The organism is Erwinia billingiae Eb661 (genome assembly GCF_000196615.1).
In the GTDB taxonomy this organism is placed as follows: Bacteria; Pseudomonadota; Gammaproteobacteria; order Enterobacterales; family Enterobacteriaceae; genus Erwinia; species Erwinia billingiae.
Genome location: NC_014306.1, coordinates 2797981 through 2814688, shown reverse-complemented (window position 1 = coordinate 2814688; position 16708 = coordinate 2797981). Strand labels below are relative to the sequence as shown.

The window sequence follows — 16708 nt, the reverse complement described above, 5'->3', positions numbered from 1 at the left end:
GGGATCTCACTGATTAGCCGCGTTCAGCGCAGAATGGCGAACCTGTTCGCGACCGTAATGAACGATCAGCGCGATAACATCTTCCAGGTCTGCGGCTGTGGTGGTCGGGTTCAACAGGGTAAATTTCAGGTACTGGCGGCCGTCGACTTTGGTGCCAGCAATCACCGCATTACCGGAGCGGAACAGCGCTTTACGGATATTGGCGTTGATCTCATCGACGGTGGCCTCGTTCATGCCGGGACGCGGCACATAGCGGAAGATTTGGGTGGTCAGTTCCGGCGCATGCAGCACTTCAATGGCCGGATGAGCGCTCAGCAAGGTGTGCGCGGTTTGCGTCAGATCGATGATCGAATCGAACGCTTCACCCAGGGCGGCAGGGCCCATAATGCGCAGCGTCATCCACATCTTCAGCGCATCGAAACGACGGGTGGTCTGAATACTTTTATTTACCAGGTTTGGTGTGCCTTCCTGCTGCGCGCTGAGCGGATTCAGGTAGTCAGCGTGGTGAGTCACATGGCTCAGGTGCTGTTTGTCGCGAACGAAGAAGGCACCACAGCTGACGGTCTGGAAAAACGATTTGTGGTAATCCACCGTCACTGAATCGGCTTTCTCAATGCCCTTCAGGCGCTGGCGATGCTGCTCAGAGACCAGTAAGCCACAGCCGTAGGCCGCATCCACATGCATCCACAGGCCGTAATGTTTGCAAAGATGCGAAATGGTTTGCAGCGGATCGATGCTGCCAAAGTCGGTGGTGCCGCTGGTGGCAACCACGGCAATCGGGATCAGGCCTTCCTGATGGCAGCGCTGAATTTCCTGCTCCAGCTTCATCGCGTCCATGCGGTAGTGATTGTCGTAATCCACCGGGATCACCGCGTCGTAGCCCAGGCCCAGGATCGCCATCGATTTCTGAATGCTGAAGTGGCTCAGTTTCGAGGTAAATACGCGCCATTTGCTGGCATCGTGCGGCAGCCCCTGATGTTTGATCAAATGACCCGGATGATGTTCAGCACACCAGCTGTCTCGCGCCAGCAGCATCGCCATCAGGTTGGACTGCGTGCCGCCACTGGTGAAGATGCCGTCAGAATGATGCGGTAAGCCGATGCGGCTAAGGGTCCAGTCAATCACCTTCTGTTCGATCAACGTGCCGCCAGCGCTCTGATCCCAGGTATCTACCGAGCTGTTAAGCGCCGCCATAATCTGTTCGGCCAGCAGGGAAGGGAGCACCACCGGGCAGTTCAGATGGGCAACGTATTTTGGATGGTGGAACCAGACGGCATCACGCAGGTAGAGCTCCTTCAGCTCTTCCAGCGCCGCTTCGTTGCTGCCCAGCGGGGAGTTCAGATCGACAGCGTTAAATTTTGGCGCCAGTTCGTGAGGAAGAATGCCGCTGAACGGTTTTTCCACGTTGGCAATGGTATTCGTCAGCAACGTCAGTACGTCCTGTGTTTGCTGATCCCACGAGTCCAGTTGCCGATCGTTGAAAATGTACTCCTGGACTCTAGCAGTTTCTGACGACAGGTGCAGACGAGGCACCGGCTGAGTTTGTGAACGTAAGACCATAGCAATTCCTTAAAAAAAGACGTAGTGAGCCCTGCCATCCCAAAAAAAGGACGACGTTATGCGCCTGACGGCACGGCGTCAGTTCAGATTTATTAACGGTTTTCCAGGGTGGTAAAAACCCTAATGGCACATCAATCCAGTGGTTTTAGCTTAACTTAACTAAAATAACTCCTGTTTGTGTGGTTTTGTGGCGTTAAAGTACCGTTTGTTATTGAGGATGAGATTATAAATAGTAATCATTATCATTCAATAGGATTATTGTGACAGGAGTGTTATAAGCATTGTTAATGTTAAAAGTGTGATTCAGATCACAAAAGAGCCGTTAAGGGCTGCAAAAGGCCAGTCAAAGGACTATGGGGAGTGCGGCGGGGGGATAAGAAAAAGTTATTGAGCCTTGCAGCTCAATAACTTGGGGGAAGGTTATTCTACGCGAAGCACGCGGCTGGTGTTGGTCGTACCCGTGGTACTCATCACGTCACCCTGAGTCACGATCACCAGATCGCCGGACATCAGGAAGCCTTTATCACGCAGCAGGTTGGTGGCGTCGTGCGCTGCCGCCACACCGTCGTTGTTGCTATCAAAGAACACCGGCGTCACGCCACGATACAGCGCGGTGAGGTTCAGCGTACGCTCATGACGCGACATGGCGAAGATGGGCAGGCCAGATGTAATACGCGAGGTCATCAGCGCGGTGCGACCGGATTCGGTCATGGTGATAATCGCGGTCACGCCCTGCAGGTGGTTAGCGGCATACATCGCTGACATCGCAATGGCTTCTTCGATGTTATCGAACTGCACGTCAAGACGGTGCTTAGAGACGTTGATGCTTGGGATTTTCTCTGCGCCCAGGCACACTTTTGCCATCGCGGTGACGGTCTCCGCTGGATACTGTCCGGCGGCGGTTTCAGCGGAAAGCATTACCGCATCGGTGCCATCCAGCACGGCGTTAGCCACGTCCATCACTTCGGCGCGGGTTGGCATTGGATTGGTGATCATCGACTCCATCATCTGGGTCGCGGTGATCACTGAACGGTTCAGCTGACGGGCACGGCGGATCAACGCTTTCTGGATACCGACCAGCTCCGGATCACCGATTTCAACGCCCAGATCGCCCCTTGCCACCATCACCACGTCGGAGGCCAGGATGATGTCATCCATCGCTTCCTGTGAAGCGACGGCTTCTGCACGTTCCACTTTCGAGACGATTTTTGCATCGCAGCCAGCGTCACGAGCCAGGCGGCGGGCGTAATTCAGGTCTTCACCACAGCGCGGGAAGGAAACGGCGAGGTAATCACAATTGATTTTCGCGGCGATCAGAATGTCCGCTTTGTCTTTCTCGGTCAGTGCTTCAGCCGACAGGCCACCGCCAAGTTTGTTAATGCCTTTGTTGTTGGACAGCGGGCCGCCGACGGTGACTTCGGTAAACACTTTCATGCCCTGAACTTCCAGTACCTTCAACTGCACACGGCCATCATCCAGCAGCAGCAGGTCGCCAGGCACCACATCGGCCGGCAGGCCTTTATAATCGATGCCGACTTTTTCTTTATCGCCTTCGCCTTTACCCAGACTGGCATCGAGCAGGAAACGATCGCCTACGCTTAAGAAGACCTTGCCTTCTTTAAAGGTGGAAACACGGATTTTAGGACCCTGCAAATCGCCGAGGATCGCTACGTGGCGTCCCAGCTTCGCGGCAATTTCGCGGACTTTGTTTGCACGCAGAATATGATCTTCTGCGGTGCCATGTGAGAAGTTCAGGCGAACGACGTTGGCACCCGCAGCGATGATTTTTTCGAGGTTATTATCACGGTCGGTAGCGGGGCCTAAGGTCGTTACGATTTTGGTTCTTCTGAGACGTCTGGACATGTATGACTCCGTTGACTTTGAAAGGGAGGTTGCCTGAGCAATCCCTGAAAAGGTTCACTCTATTTTATAGGATCGGGCCGGGTACAGCGACCCATTGCGGACCGGCTAACGGCGTGACAGGGCCACTAACGGGTCTTCTTTATCAAATCTCGACTCTTTCAGTGCCGCCTTGACCCGCTTCAGGTTGTCGCGGAACTTTGCGCCACGTCGCAGGGTAAAACCGGTGGCGAGCACATCTATTAATGTCAGTTGCGCCAGCCGGGAGACCATCGGCATATAAATATCCGTGTCTTCCGGGACATCCAGCGTCAGCGCCAGCGTGGCCTCACGGGCCAGCGGTGAATCCGCCGAAGTGATAGCCAGCACGGTAGCATCATTTTCCCGCGCAAGCTGAGCCAGTTCGACTACGTTTTTAGTGCGGCCGGTGTGGGAGATTAACACCACCACATCGCCTTCCGTGCTGTTGATGCAACACATTCGCTGCATCACAATATCATCGGAATAGATGACAGGCACATTGAAGCGAAAAAATTTATTCATCGCATCGTGCGCCACGGCGGCAGACGCGCCGAGGCCGAAGAAGGCAATTTTTTTCGACTGGGTGAGCAGGTCCACCGCGCGGTTAATGGCGGTGGCGTCCAGGCCGTTGCGAACGCGATCCAGCCCGGCCATCGCGGACTCGAAAATCTTGGCGGAGTAGGCTTCCACGCTGTCATGCTCTTCCACATTGCGGCTGACATACGGCGTGCCGTTGGCCAGGCTTTGCGCCAGCTGCAGTTTGAAGTCGGGGAAACCTTTGGTTTGCAGGCGATGACAGAAGCGATTCACCGTCGGTTCACTGACTTCTGCTTCTCTGGCCAGAAGCGCGATGCTGGCATGTATGGCCGAGCCCGGGGCGGCAAGAATTACCTCCGCCACTTTGCGCTCGGATTTGCTAAGGTGTTCCAGGTGAGCCTGGATTTTTTCCAGCATATTCATAACGGCGTCCACTCATACATTCTGACGATTTCAATCACAGGAGAAATCGATGTCAATTTGTAGAGAATATACAGCGCGCCGATCGGCTTCGGGCAGCGGCATTGCACGTCAGGCCTGCCTTTTTTATCAGACTTTGAACTGTGTCTAACTTTCACAGTTGTAAATGCAGTAACAAAAAAGTTTAAAAATTACGCACAAACTGCCCGTTCACTGCGCGGGAAAGTTCAGACAATTGCATACTCTGTGCTGGAGGCGTGCTGCCAGGTTTACGTGGACCCGGCAAAAGCAGTACATTGTATTGAAAGAAAATTACAATAAGAGCCTGACTGCTTACGGATTATACGGGTCAGGCTTATCCTGCAACGAGGAGAATATAATGGCGGTTACACAAACGGCCCAGGCATGCGATCTGGTCATTTTCGGTGCCAAAGGCGACCTTGCGCGCCGGAAACTGTTGCCTTCCCTGTATCAACTGGAAAAAGCCGGTCAGATCCACGAAGAATCCCGCATCATCGGGGTGGGTCGTGCAGACTGGGATAAAGCAGCCTACACCAAGGTAGTGCGTGAAGCGCTGGAAACCTTTATGAAGGAGAAGATTGACGAAGCGCTGTGGGACAAGCTCAGCAGCCGACTCGATTTCTGTAATCTTGATGTGAACGACGCCGCGCACTTTACCAAACTGGGCAAAATGCTCGACCAGAAAAAACGCGTCACCATCAACTACTTCGCAATGCCGCCAGGTACCTTCGGTGCGATCTGTAAAGGTCTGGGCACCGCCAAGCTCAATGCACAGCCTGCCCGTGTGGTGATGGAGAAGCCGTTAGGCACCTCTCTGGCAACCTCTCAGGAGATCAACGATCAGGTCGGTGAATACTTCGAAGAGAACCAGGTGTTCCGTATTGACCACTATCTGGGCAAAGAAACGGTCCTCAACCTGCTGGCACTGCGCTTTGCCAACTCCCTGTTTGCTTCAAACTGGGATAACCGCACTATCGATCACGTGCAGATTACCGTGTCGGAAGAAGTGGGTATCGAAGGCCGTTGGGGTTACTTCGACAAAGCCGGCCAGATGCGCGACATGATCCAGAACCACCTGCTGCAGGTTCTGACCATGATTGCCATGTCACCGCCTGCGGATCTCTCTGCAGACCGTATCCGCGATGAGAAAGTGAAAGTCCTGCGTTCACTGCGTCGCATCGACCATACCAACGTGCGCGATAAAACCGTGCGTGGTCAGTACACCTCTGGTTTTGTGCAGGGCAAAAAAGTGCCTGGCTATCTGGAAGAAGAAGATGCCAACAAATCCAGCAGCACCGAAACCTTCGTTTCTATCCGCGTGGATATCGACGACTGGCGCTGGGCGGGCGTTCCGTTCTACCTGCGTACCGGTAAGCGCCTGCCGGTGAAATGTTCTGAAGTGGTGGTGTACTTTAAGAACCCGGCACTGAACCTGTTCAAAGATTCCTGGCAGGAGCTGCCGCAGAATAAACTGACCATTCGTCTGCAGCCGGATGAAGGTGTGGATATTCAGATTCTGAACAAAGTCCCGGGTCTGGATCACAAACACAACCTGCAAACCACCAAGCTGGATCTGAGCTTCTCTGAGACCTTCAACCAGTCTCACCTGGCAGATGCTTACGAGCGCCTGTTGCTGGAGACCATGCGCGGTATTCAGGCGCTGTTTGTCCGCCGTGATGAAGTGGAAGAAGCCTGGAAGTGGGTCGACTCCATCATGGAAGCCTGGGCTGGCGATAACGAAGCGCCTAAGCCTTATCAGGCAGGAACCTGGGGACCGGTTGCCTCTGTGGCGATGATCACCCGCGATGGCCGTTCCTGGAACGATATCGGCTAATAGCCCATGACTGCCTGCTCTCAAGCCCCGTCTCTGCTACGGGGCTTTTTTTTGCGCAGGCGTGGGCAAAAAGCGACGTAGAGAAAATGAACCGTAGTTTTAAAAATCCGCGATAGCGCATGGACGCAGGGAAGGGCAATCCTGTATGGTAGAGGCTGTATTCCTGTCCTGACGCCACGCGCGTCGCTTTGGAGAAGCAGAAAGATGACTAACTGGAAGACCAGCGCCGAGCAAATCCTGACCACTGGCCCTGTGGTGCCGGTAATTGTGGTAAACAAACTTGAGCACGCGGTGCCAATGGCGAAAGCGCTGGTGGCGGGCGGAGTGAAAGTATTAGAAGTCACGCTGAGAACACCCTGCGCGATGGATGCCCTGAAAGCGATGATCCGCGAAGTGCCGGAAGCCATTGTGGGTGCGGGCACGGTACTTAACGTCCAGCAGCTGAAAGAAGTGACCGATGCCGGTGCGCAGTTTGTTATCAGTCCTGGCGTGACCGAATCGCTGTTACGCGCAGCGGTTGATGGCCCGGTGCCGTTAATTCCTGGCATCAGCACGGTGTCGGAACTGATGACCGGTCTGGATTATGGCCTGCGTGAATTTAAATTCTTCCCGGCTGAAGCCAACGGTGGCGTGAAGGCGCTGCAGGCGATTGGCGGCCCGTTCCCTCAGGTGCGTTTCTGCCCGACGGGCGGCATTTCGCCGGCCAACTACCGTGACTATCTGGCGCTGAAAAGCGTGCTCTGTATTGGTGGTTCCTGGCTGGTTCCGGCTGATGCGCTGGAAGCAGGGGATTACGATCGTATCACCCAGTTGGCCAAAGAAGCGGTAGCTGGCGCGCGATAAGACGTTGGATCAGGCATAAAACAAAAGGGATGGCACAGGCCATCCCTTTTTTGTCGGCACGAAAGCGCGTTTATCCGCTGACTTTCACACCGGCTGCACAGGTAATCGCGCGCTGTACCGCATCATCGATGTTCTCGCCCGTGGCCAGCGCCACGCCGAGACGGCGCTTACCCCGAACTTCCGGTTTGCCGAACAGACGCACCTGCAGACCGGCGCCCAGCACGCCACCCAGATTGGCAAACTGCACGTTATCGCTATCCAGTTCTGGCAGGATCACCGCAGATGCGGCGGCGCCATACTGACGAATGCCGCCAATCGGCAGATCGAGGAAGGCACGCACGTGCAGGGCAAATTCGGACAGGTCCTGAGAGATCAGCGTCACCATGCCGGTGTCATGTGGGCGAGGGGAAACTTCACTGAACACCACCTCATCACCACAGACAAACAGCTCAACACCAAACAGGCCGTGGCCGCCCAGCGCCTTAACCACTTCTTCGGCAATCTGCTCAGCACGTTGTAGCGCGAGGGCGCTCATCTGCTGCGGCTGCCAGGATTCACGGTAGTCGCCATCTTCCTGACGGTGACCAATCGGCGCGCAGAAGTGAATGCCGTCTACCGCGCTGATGGTCAGCAGGGTGATTTCGAAATCAAACTTCACCACACCTTCAACGATTACCCGGCCAGCACCCGCACGTCCGCCTTGCTGCGCGTATTCCCAGGCCGCATCCAACTGTGACGCTTCGCGGATAAAGCTCTGGCCTTTACCTGACGAGCTCATCACCGGCTTCACGATGCACGGGAAGCCGATTTCGTCAGCCGCCTGATTAAACGCCTGCTGGCTGTCGGCAAAGCGGTAGGTGGAGGTGGGCAACGCCAGCTCTTCTGCCGCCAGGCGACGGATCCCTTCGCGGTTCATGGTCAGGCGGGCAGCGCGGGCGGTTGGCACCACGTGTTGACCCTGTTTTTCCAGCTCAATCAGCATATCGGTGGCGATGGCTTCAATTTCCGGCACGATGTAATCCGGGCGCTCGAGCGCCACCAGCGCTTTCAACGCTTCACCATCCAGCATGTTGATGACGTGGCTGCGGTGCGCCACGTGCATTGCGGGTGCATCGGCATAACGATCGACGGCAATCACTTCAACGCCAAGACGCTGGCATTCCAGCGCCACTTCTTTGCCCAGTTCACCTGAACCTAACAGCATTACGCGGGTTGCGGCAGGGCGCAGCGCGGTACCAAGAGTGGTCATAATCTCTACCTGATTGGATGGAAAAAACGCGCGCAGTATAAACGAAAACGATTGCGCGTACATCCGCTTTCCAGGGTTGAGCGAAAAAGAGACGTCTGATATACTGTATAAAAATACAGTTAACTGAGGTGTGGATTATGGCTGTTGAAATCAAATATGTTGTCGTCAGAAAAGGTGAGGAAAAGATGACATTCGCCAGTAAGAAAGAAGCCGACGCGTACGATAAAATGCTCGATATGGCAGAAGCCTTTTCTGACTGGTTGAGCGTGGCGCCTCTGGACATGGAAGAACCACAGCGTGAAGCGCTGGGCATGTTCCTGGCGGAGAATAAAGACGCCGTGCAGCATATTCTGCGCACCAGCAAGATGCCTGAGACGAGCGAGACCGCCGCCGTTGGCAATGATGCTGAACCGAACGTTGAACAAGACAGCGCTGAAGCTGCAGCAGATCAACCGACTGAAGAGTCCGGTGCGGAAGAGCCGGAAGCCTCAACGGGCAAAGCGGCCAAAGCAAAGTCGGCTGCACGAACCGTTAAAGCGGCCTGATCCTTTTACTTCATCACAGCCTGTGGCGCGCAGGGTATTTTTCCCTGACGCGCCAGAAACCTCGCCTTAATTCTTCCCTGTTAGTGATTTCCTTCACCGGCTACCGTTAACGATCGCCGCCGGATAACACCTTTTTCAACGACTGCAGCGCTTTGCTGGCCACCTCTGCCGGCGGCAGTTGATGATAACGATCGCTGAACACTTCCAGTCCTATCGGGCCTGAATAGCCTTGCTGATGCAGATAGTCAGCCAGGGATGAAAGCGGGAAATTTCCTTCGGCTGGCAATAAACGCTGATGGCGTGCCACATCCACCAGATGATCGTGGCTGGGAAGGGTAACCAGGTCGGACAGCTGGACCAGGAAGATCTTATCCATCGGAATCCCCGCCAGATCGTCCACCGTGCGGTTCAGCACGAAAATGTGAAACGCATCCACCACCAATCCCAGATTGGGTTCATTGACCTTTTGCACCAGCTGCCATGCCGCCGCCGTATTGTTGATATGCGTGCTCCAGGCCATGGCCTCAAAGGCCACGCGCAGGCCACGTTTGCCTGCCTGGCGGGCCAGCCAGCGGATATCTTCCTCTTCACGATCTGCAATGCAGCCCTGATGGGTAGATGCAGGCGTCAGCAAGGTTGTTGCGCCCAGTTCAACGGCGGTATCCAGCATCTGCAGAGCTTCCTGGCGTTTACTCTCTCGCTGACCGTCTGGCGCGCCGTCAAAATCCAGCAGCACCTGGTAATCCGTCAGGGCCAGGCGGTGGTTATCCAGTAATTTGGCCACATCACTGGCATCGCCGCTGGCTGCCTCCACGTCCTGACGCCAGAGCTCAACCTGATCAAACCCGGCCTGGCTGGCAGCCTTCAACTTCTCTTCTGTGCTGCCGCCAAGCAGAACCGTATTGATAAACAGCGGATTATTATTGAATCTCATGATGATTTTTCCCTTACGCCAGTGCTTTAAAAAAACAAATCCAGTCGGTTCAGCCGCCGCTTTTGGCGAGGCAATATGAACCAGAAGGTTCGACTGGTGGGCTAAGTATAGCTGACGGCTTAGCGTCTACTGGCCGTGAAGGTTTTCCAGGCTTTTCCTGCTTTGACGCTTCTTGACGCAAGTCGCTCTATGCTGGTTGTTTTCCGCTGAAGAAGGAAAGGCAATGAGTAACTGGCTGCAACAGATTCAAACGGTACTGGGAGGCAGTAAAGACGGCAAAGGCGGCGGTGAAGGCCTTAGTAAAATGCTGGCACCGGGCGCGCTTGGCGGACTGGCCGGTTTGCTGATTGCCAGCAAATCCTCTCGTAGTCTGCTGACCAAGTATGGCAAAAATGCGCTGATCATCGGCGGTAGCGCCGCAGCAGGTGCCGTACTGTGGAAAAAGTATAAGGATCGGGTAAGCGAAACCCATCAGGATCAGCCGCAATTCGGTCAGCAGCAGTCACCCGTTGATCGCCGGGCCGAGCGTCTGGTGCAGGCGCTGGTCTTCGCCGCGAAAAGCGACGGGCATATTGATACCCAGGAACGACAGGCCATTAACGAGCATATCCATCAGTCCGGGCTTGGCGCAGATGGCGAGCGGCTGATACAGCAGGCGATTGATATGCCGCTTGACCCACAAAAACTGGCCGTGGACGTGAAAAACGAAGAAGAGGCGCTGGAGGTCTATTTCCTCAGCAACCTGGTGATCGACGTCGACCACTTTATGGAGCGCAGCTACCTTCAGGCGCTGGGTGATGAACTGAAAATCCCTCAGGACGTGCGCGACAGCATGGCAGAAGATATTAAAGCCGAAAAGCTGAAGCTTACCGCCTGATCCTGCTTTCGGGGTGACGCTTGCGTCACCCCGTCACACTATTTTTCCAATCTCCTGCCATTGCGCTTGGCAATCTTGATAACAACTGCCACCCTTAGCCTATGTGATTGATCCAACGGGGCTGAACCATGCATAAACCACCAATTGCCAAAAAAATTCCTTTCGATATGACGCTCCACGGAGAAACCCGCACCGATAATTATTACTGGCTGCGCGATGACAAGCGGGAAGATCCTGCGGTCCTCGACTACCTGAAGGCCGAAAATGCCTATGGTAAAGAGATCATGCAGTCGCAGCAGGCGCTGCAGGAGACGGTGCTGAAGGAGATTATTGACCGCATTCCCCAGCGCGATCACTCGGTCCCTTACGTCAGAAAGGGTTACCGCTATCAAAGCCGTTATGAAGAGGGCAATGAATACGCCATCTATACGCGCCAGCCTGAAGAGACCACTACGCCTGATCAGTGGGACGTGTTGCTGGACGGCAACCTGCGTGCGAAGGACAGCGATTTTTATACCCTCGGCGGCGTCGGCATCACCGGCGATAATAAAATCATGGCGGTGGCAGAGGATTTCCTCTCACGTCGTCAGTACGGCATCCGCTTCTGCAATCTGGAAACCGGAGACTGGTACGAAGATGTGCTGGAAAATGTCTCATCCAGCCTGACCTGGGCCAGCGACAACCGTACGCTGTATTACGTGAAGAAAGATGAGCAGACGCTGCTGCCTTATCAGGTCTGGCGCCATACGCTGGGAACGCCTGTGCAGGATGACCAGCTGGTATATGAAGAGCTGGACGATACCTTCTACGTCGGCGTGCACAAAACCACCTCGGAAGACTATATCCTCATCTCCCTGAGCAGCAGCACCACCAGCGAAGTTCTGCTGTTGGATGCCGCTGACCCGAATGCCGAACCGCAACTGTTCTGCCAGCGCCGAAAGGATCACGAATATGGCGTTGATCATTACCAGCATCAGTTCTATGTGCGTTCGAATCGTGAAGGCAAAAATTTCGGTCTGTACCGGACCGCTGCTTTCGCGGAAGACAAGTGGCAGACACTGATCCCGCCACGGCCTGACGTAGTGCTGGAAGATTTCAGCCTGTTCCGTGACTGGCTGGTGGTCGAAGAACGTGAAGGTGGGCTGACCAGCCTGCGCCAGATCCACTGGCTGACCGGCAAGGAGTCAGGCATCGCCTTTGACGATCCGGCCTATGTCACCTGGCTTTCCTACAATCCCAGCCCGGAGACCAGCAAAATCCGTTATGGCTACTCGTCAATGACCACACCGGACACGTTGTTTGAGCTGGATTTGGACAGTGGCGAGCGCAAGATGCTGAAACAGGCTGAGGTTAAGGGCTTTGATGGCAGCAACTATCGCAGTGAACGTCACTGGATCACCGCCCGTGATGGCGTTGAAGTGCCGGTTTCCCTGGTCTATCACCGCGACCACTATCAGCCGGGCAAAAATCCGCTGCTGGTGTACGGCTATGGCTCTTATGGCAGCAGTATGGATGCCGATTTCAGCGCCAGCCGCCTGAGCCTGCTGGATCGCGGATTCGTCTTTGCCCTGACGCATATTCGCGGTGGCGGAGAATTGGGGCAGCAGTGGTATGACGATGGCCGCCTGTTAAACAAGATGAATACCTTCAACGACTTCATCGATCTGACCGATGCGCTGGTGGCACAGGGATATGGTCATCCTGATAAGCTTTATGCGATGGGCGGCAGCGCCGGTGGCCTGCTGATGGGTGCGGTGATCAATATGGCGCCTGACCGATTCCATGGCGTTGTGGCGCAGGTGCCGTTTGTCGACGTTGTTACCACCATGCTCGATGAATCCATTCCGCTTACCACCGGGGAATATGACGAGTGGGGCAATCCGGCGGAAGAGCAGTATTACCGCTACATTCGTCAATACAGCCCGTATGATTGCGTTACTGCCCAGGCCTATCCGCATTTGCTGATCACCACCGGTCTGCACGATTCCCAGGTACAGTACTGGGAACCGGCAAAATGGGTGGCGAAGCTGAGAGAGCTGAAAACGGACGATAACCTGCTGATGATCTGCACCGATATGGACTCAGGACACGGCGGTAAATCAGGACGCTTCAAGGCTTACGAAGGCGTGGCGCTGGAATACACCTTCTTGATCGCGCTGGCGCAGGAAACGCTCAGCGCGGGCAACGCAAACTAATCCTCAGCTGACAACGCGCGTTCCATCGCGCTGCGCAGATCGGGCTTAAGATCCGGGATATTTTTCAGCATCCATTTGAGGTATCCCGGATCGCGTTTCGCCACATCATCAATTTTACTGCCACGGTATTTGCCAAACGGGAAGGTGGTGCTTGAGCCTTTCACCAGCATTCTGCGGATCATCTCGGCAGCATCCCAGCCGGAATAATCCATAATGCGGATCAGCAGGGCGGCAGTGACATAGCAGTCGTACAGCGCCCGGTGCGCGTGAAGATCGGCCGGAGGGGTAACCTCCAGCTTCAGGGTTTCGCGCAGTGCCTGGTTACTGTATTTGATGCCTGGCCACAATCCGCGTGCCAGGGTCATGGTACAAATCCACTCTCCGTGCATTTCGGGCAGCATCCGCCGGTCGAAGCTGGCGTTGTGGGCGACGTAATAGGGACTGCCGTGATAACGACCGATGGCGTGCTCGATAGGCGGCTTATCCGCGACCATCGCTTCGGTGATGCGATGAATCGCCATCGCATGTGGGCTGATTGGCCGGTCAGGGCAGATCAAATCACTCATCGGATTGACAATCTTGCCATCAATCACATCGACCGACGCCACTTCCACAATTCCACCCTGCAGACCGCAGGTTTCGGTATCTATCACGCGTAACATTATGCGTCCCTTTTAAAAAACTGGCGGGTAGCGTAACGAATGCACCTCTCCTTGCCAATCATTACCCGTTCTTCTGGCAATGACTAACTGCTCACCTTCGCCGCCAGCGACCACCTGTCTGCCGCTTTCATCCCACAGCGCACTCTTGCCCGCGCTTTGATAACCGCCGGTGGGCAGGGCATGGTTGGCCATCAGCACCGCCATTTTGTAGTCGCGTGACCACCGCGCCAGGTATTCACAATCATTGTGATAGCCCTTTTCCGAAACCAGTACGCCAGTGGCATACAGGTTGGCGCCACGTCTTGCCGCGTCGCGGGCATACTCTTCCACGCTGATATCCGCGCAGATCGCCATGGCGACATGATGACGCTGATAACCAAACAGCGGCACGCCTTCACCCGCGGTAAAGAACAGCTTCTCATCACCAAACAGATTGCGTTTGCCGTAGGCCACCTTGGTGCCATCCGGCAGGAAAGCCACGGCGCTGAGCAGAATATCCTCGCCGTTAACCAGCGGCAGGCCGATGACAATCGACATTTGATGGGCAGTTGCGGCATCGGCAAACACCTGCAAACGCGGATCGTCCAGGGTCATCGCCAGAGTGGGCACCAGGGAGAGTTCATAGCCGGTGAGGGAAAGTTCAGGGAAGATCAGTAAATCGATGTGATGGGATGCAGCCTGAAGAATGAATTCAAGGTGGCGGGAAATGTTCCAGGTGATGTCACCCGGTCGCGAACCTGATTGAGCAGCAGCGATACTCCAGACAGACATAAGCTCTCCAGCAAGGCCTCATTGAGGCCATCATCACAACCGAAGCGGTGAATAAAGACAAGAGATATTAAGTCAAATTGACGGCTATTTTAGTTTTGGTTCGTAAGGTAAGCGCGAGAGGCTCAGTGAAGCCTGGCGATATTGCGTCAGACGCTGACGGAACCAGTCACGTAATGCTTCCGGCTGCTCGCGCTCAACCATTTCGGCAATTACCGGCATGTTATAGCGTTCTTTAAACGCCACACCTGCAGCGGCCAGGTCAACGTTAACCTTATCTTTTTCTTCCTGCGGCCAGTTGGCCAGATTTTGAGTCATCAGCTTTCTCCTGTTACGGCGGCAAAAATATAGCAGTTAGTGCACTTTCGCAAGCCTGGGTCTGCTTAGCGCAGTTATCGGCTCGACACATTATTTTAAGCGGGGTATCCTTTCGGCCTCATCGCAGCTATCGGGCTGCCAAGGACAGGATGATACGACTATTATGCGTAAGTTCTCTATGGTTTTTGCTCTGGCGTTGACCGCTGCCGCCTTCTCTCAGCAAGCTTCTGCACATGCTCATTTGAAGAGCCAATATCCCGCCGCGAATGCGAATGTTGAAGCCTCTCCTCAGGCGTTAACGCTAACCTTCTCTGAAGATATCGAACCTGCTTTCAGCGGCGTGGTGATCCTCGACGGCAATCAGAAAGCGATCCCTACCGCCAAAGCTGAGCGCGCACCAAAACAGCATAACCAGCTGATTGCGCCCTTACAGCAGCCGTTGCTCTCGGGTCATTACCTGGTGAACTGGCATGTGCTTTCGGTAGACGGACATAAAACCAACGGGAATTACAGCTTTAGCGTGAAGTAAGATGTCCCTCAGCACCTTTTATATACTCTGCCGCTGGCTGCACTTTGCCGCGCTGATGTCGCTGGCAAGCGGCAGCCTGTATACCGCATTGATGGCGCCGGCCCGTTTTCGATCCTATTTGGCGGGACGTTTTCGCCTGTTATTGAGTTGCAGCGCGATAACGGCGTTGATTACCGCCGTTATGCTGCTCGCCGCCCAAACCGGGCTGATGGGCGATGGCTGGCAGGATCTCGGCAATACGGACGTCTGGCTGGCGGTATTGCAGACCCGTTTTGGTCAGGCCTGGCAATGGCAGCTGATCGCCGCCTTGTTGGGCGTGGCGGCATTGCTGCTTCAGGGCCGTATTCGTCAGCAGCTGTTATTGCTGAGTGGAGTAGGGCAGCTGGTGGGCCTGGCCTTTGTCGGACATGCCGCGATGGGCATGCTGCAACGCACCAATCAGGCCGTGCATTTGCTCTCGGCGGCCTTCTGGGCCGGTGGATTGCTGCCGGTGGCACTGCTGATGAAAGACGCGCGACAGATGGCGACACGCTATGACGCGATCCGCACCCTGATGCGCTTTTCACGCTACGGGCATCTGGCGGTGGCGCTGGTGGTGATCAGTGGCGTGATCAACGCGCTATTGCTGCTGGGCTGGCCACCGGCCAGCTTTCAGCTCTACAGTCAGCTGCTACTGATTAAGACGCTGCTGGTGGCGTTGATGTGTGCGGTCGCCCTGTTTAACCGTTACTGGCTGGTGCCACGATTTCAGCGTAGCGGTGAGAATGCCCAACATAAATTCCTGCTGACCACGCTGGCTGAGCTGTTGCTCTCGGCGTTGGTTTTGCTGCTGGTTAGCGTGTTTGCCACGCTTGAACCGGCCTGATACTGATTATTTCTACCGCCTGCACACGGCAGGCGTTATCCAGAGAGGGTTCGCACCACCATGAAAAAATTGGCCAGTCTGATGATTGCACTGAGTTTTTGTTCCAGCGCCATGGCGGCGGAGATTATCACCGTAAGTCGTTTTGAAATGGGCAAGGATACCTGGCCTTTCGACCGCGAAGAAGTGATGTTGACCTGTGCCAAAGGCAATGCGCTGTTTGTTATCAATCCAAGCACGCTGGCGCAGTACCCAATCAACGATGTCGCCAGCGCTCTGGTGAAGAGCGGGCAGGCGAAAGGGCAGAACATCAGCATTATCCAGAGCGACGACCCACAGCATCCGGGCCAGAAAAAGAGCCTGACGCCGATTATCGAGCGCACTCAGAAGCTGTGTAACTAAGCCGAAAAAGTCACGCCAGAGATTCACTTCATTACGCTGTCTTGCCGCCTGGCAAGGCAGTTCGCCTGTTTCTGCCGCCATGATCACAGAGCCAACAAGTTTATAGCAAGCCGTTTACAACTGGCTGGAAAATCCCCGCGCCTGTACTACCTTTTAAAGGGCAAGGCGACATAGCCTGCATAAATGCCAACTTTTAGCGCACGGCTCCCACAAGGAGCCATTTCCCTGGACCGAAGATAGGAATCGTCTTCGGTCTTTTTTTATGGATCTT

At 54.9% G+C, this 16708-nt stretch carries 16 protein-coding genes; 8 read left to right on the top strand and 8 right to left on the bottom strand.

Annotated features, from left to right (window positions below; all coding sequences use genetic code 11):
- Positions 1–6 precede the first annotated feature (6 nt).
- The 3 genes from EBC_RS14240 to EBC_RS14230 form a co-directional block, all read right to left on the bottom strand.
- The gene (locus EBC_RS14240) at positions 7–1560 is read right to left on the bottom strand and encodes a pyridoxal phosphate-dependent decarboxylase family protein (protein WP_013202516.1); all 1554 of its coding nucleotides are present in this window, start codon (positions 1558–1560) and stop codon (positions 7–9) included.
- A gap of 420 nt (positions 1561–1980) precedes the next feature.
- The gene (pyk, locus tag EBC_RS14235; protein WP_013202515.1) at positions 1981–3423 is read right to left on the bottom strand and encodes a pyruvate kinase; all 1443 of its coding nucleotides are present in this window, start codon (positions 3421–3423) and stop codon (positions 1981–1983) included.
- A 105-nt stretch (positions 3424–3528) separates the two neighbouring features.
- The gene (locus tag EBC_RS14230) at positions 3529–4401 is read right to left on the bottom strand and encodes a MurR/RpiR family transcriptional regulator (protein ID WP_013202514.1); all 873 of its coding nucleotides are present in this window, start codon (positions 4399–4401) and stop codon (positions 3529–3531) included.
- A 376-nt stretch (positions 4402–4777) separates the two neighbouring features.
- On the opposite strand from EBC_RS14230, the gene zwf reads away from it, so the two are divergent.
- Positions 4778–6253 (top strand): glucose-6-phosphate dehydrogenase, encoded by a 1476-nt coding sequence (gene zwf, locus EBC_RS14225; protein ID WP_013202513.1) that lies wholly within the window; start codon positions 4778–4780, stop codon positions 6251–6253.
- A 204-nt stretch (positions 6254–6457) separates the two neighbouring features.
- Positions 6458–7096 (top strand): bifunctional 4-hydroxy-2-oxoglutarate aldolase/2-dehydro-3-deoxy-phosphogluconate aldolase, encoded by a 639-nt coding sequence (locus tag EBC_RS14220; protein WP_013202512.1) that lies wholly within the window; start codon positions 6458–6460, stop codon positions 7094–7096.
- 70 nt (positions 7097–7166) lie between these two features.
- Here EBC_RS14220 and purT read toward each other — a convergent pair whose 3' ends face one another.
- Entirely contained in the window at positions 7167–8345 is a 1179-nt protein-coding gene (purT, locus tag EBC_RS14215) for a formate-dependent phosphoribosylglycinamide formyltransferase (protein WP_041692333.1), read from the bottom strand.
- A 137-nt stretch (positions 8346–8482) separates the two neighbouring features.
- Here purT and EBC_RS14210 point away from each other — a divergent pair, with 137 nt between their 5' ends.
- Positions 8483–8890, top strand: a complete 408-nt coding sequence (locus EBC_RS14210) for a YebG family protein (RefSeq protein ID WP_013202510.1) — start codon at positions 8483–8485, stop codon at positions 8888–8890.
- Positions 8891–8996: 106 nt separating this feature from the next.
- Here EBC_RS14210 and EBC_RS14205 read toward each other — a convergent pair whose 3' ends face one another.
- On the bottom strand, positions 8997–9824 hold the full coding sequence (locus EBC_RS14205) for a sugar phosphate isomerase/epimerase family protein (protein ID WP_013202509.1): 828 nt from the start codon (positions 9822–9824) through the stop codon (positions 8997–8999).
- Positions 9825–10047: 223 nt separating this feature from the next.
- On the opposite strand from EBC_RS14205, the gene EBC_RS14200 reads away from it, so the two are divergent.
- A complete protein-coding gene (locus tag EBC_RS14200; RefSeq protein WP_013202508.1) occupies positions 10048–10701 on the top strand; it encodes a tellurite resistance TerB family protein in 654 nt (217 codons plus the stop codon).
- A 128-nt stretch (positions 10702–10829) separates the two neighbouring features.
- Positions 10830–12896, top strand: coding sequence for a prolyl oligopeptidase family serine peptidase (locus tag EBC_RS14195; protein ID WP_013202507.1), 2067 nt, complete (start codon positions 10830–10832; stop codon positions 12894–12896).
- Here the strand turns inward: EBC_RS14195 and exoX are convergent.
- The 3 genes from exoX to EBC_RS14180 all read right to left on the bottom strand — a co-directional run bounded on the left by exoX (position 12893) and on the right by EBC_RS14180 (position 14644).
- Entirely contained in the window at positions 12893–13558 is a 666-nt protein-coding gene (exoX, locus tag EBC_RS14190) for an exodeoxyribonuclease X (RefSeq protein ID WP_013202506.1), read from the bottom strand. The genes EBC_RS14195 and exoX overlap by 4 nt on opposite strands.
- 12 nt (positions 13559–13570) lie before the next feature.
- A complete protein-coding gene (locus tag EBC_RS14185) occupies positions 13571–14329 on the bottom strand; it encodes a carbon-nitrogen hydrolase family protein (RefSeq protein ID WP_013202505.1) in 759 nt (252 codons plus the stop codon).
- Between the two features lie 84 nt (positions 14330–14413).
- On the bottom strand, positions 14414–14644 hold the full coding sequence (locus tag EBC_RS14180) for a DNA polymerase III subunit theta (protein ID WP_013202504.1): 231 nt from the start codon (positions 14642–14644) through the stop codon (positions 14414–14416).
- Between the two features lie 163 nt (positions 14645–14807).
- On the opposite strand from EBC_RS14180, the gene yobA reads away from it, so the two are divergent.
- Genes yobA through EBC_RS14165 form a run of 3 tightly spaced genes read left to right on the top strand, consistent with a single transcriptional unit; the run spans position 14808 to position 16437 of the window.
- Entirely contained in the window at positions 14808–15173 is a 366-nt protein-coding gene (gene yobA / locus EBC_RS14175; RefSeq protein ID WP_013202503.1) for a CopC domain-containing protein YobA, read from the top strand.
- A 1-nt stretch (position 15174) separates the two neighbouring features.
- Positions 15175–16038 carry a copper homeostasis membrane protein CopD gene (gene copD / locus EBC_RS14170; protein WP_013202502.1) on the top strand — a complete coding sequence of 288 codons (864 nt, stop codon included), beginning with the start codon at positions 15175–15177 and terminating at the stop codon, positions 16036–16038.
- Between the two features lie 60 nt (positions 16039–16098).
- On the top strand, positions 16099–16437 hold the full coding sequence (locus tag EBC_RS14165) for a YebY family protein (RefSeq protein WP_013202501.1): 339 nt from the start codon (positions 16099–16101) through the stop codon (positions 16435–16437).
- The last annotated feature ends 271 nt before the right edge of the window (positions 16438–16708 follow it).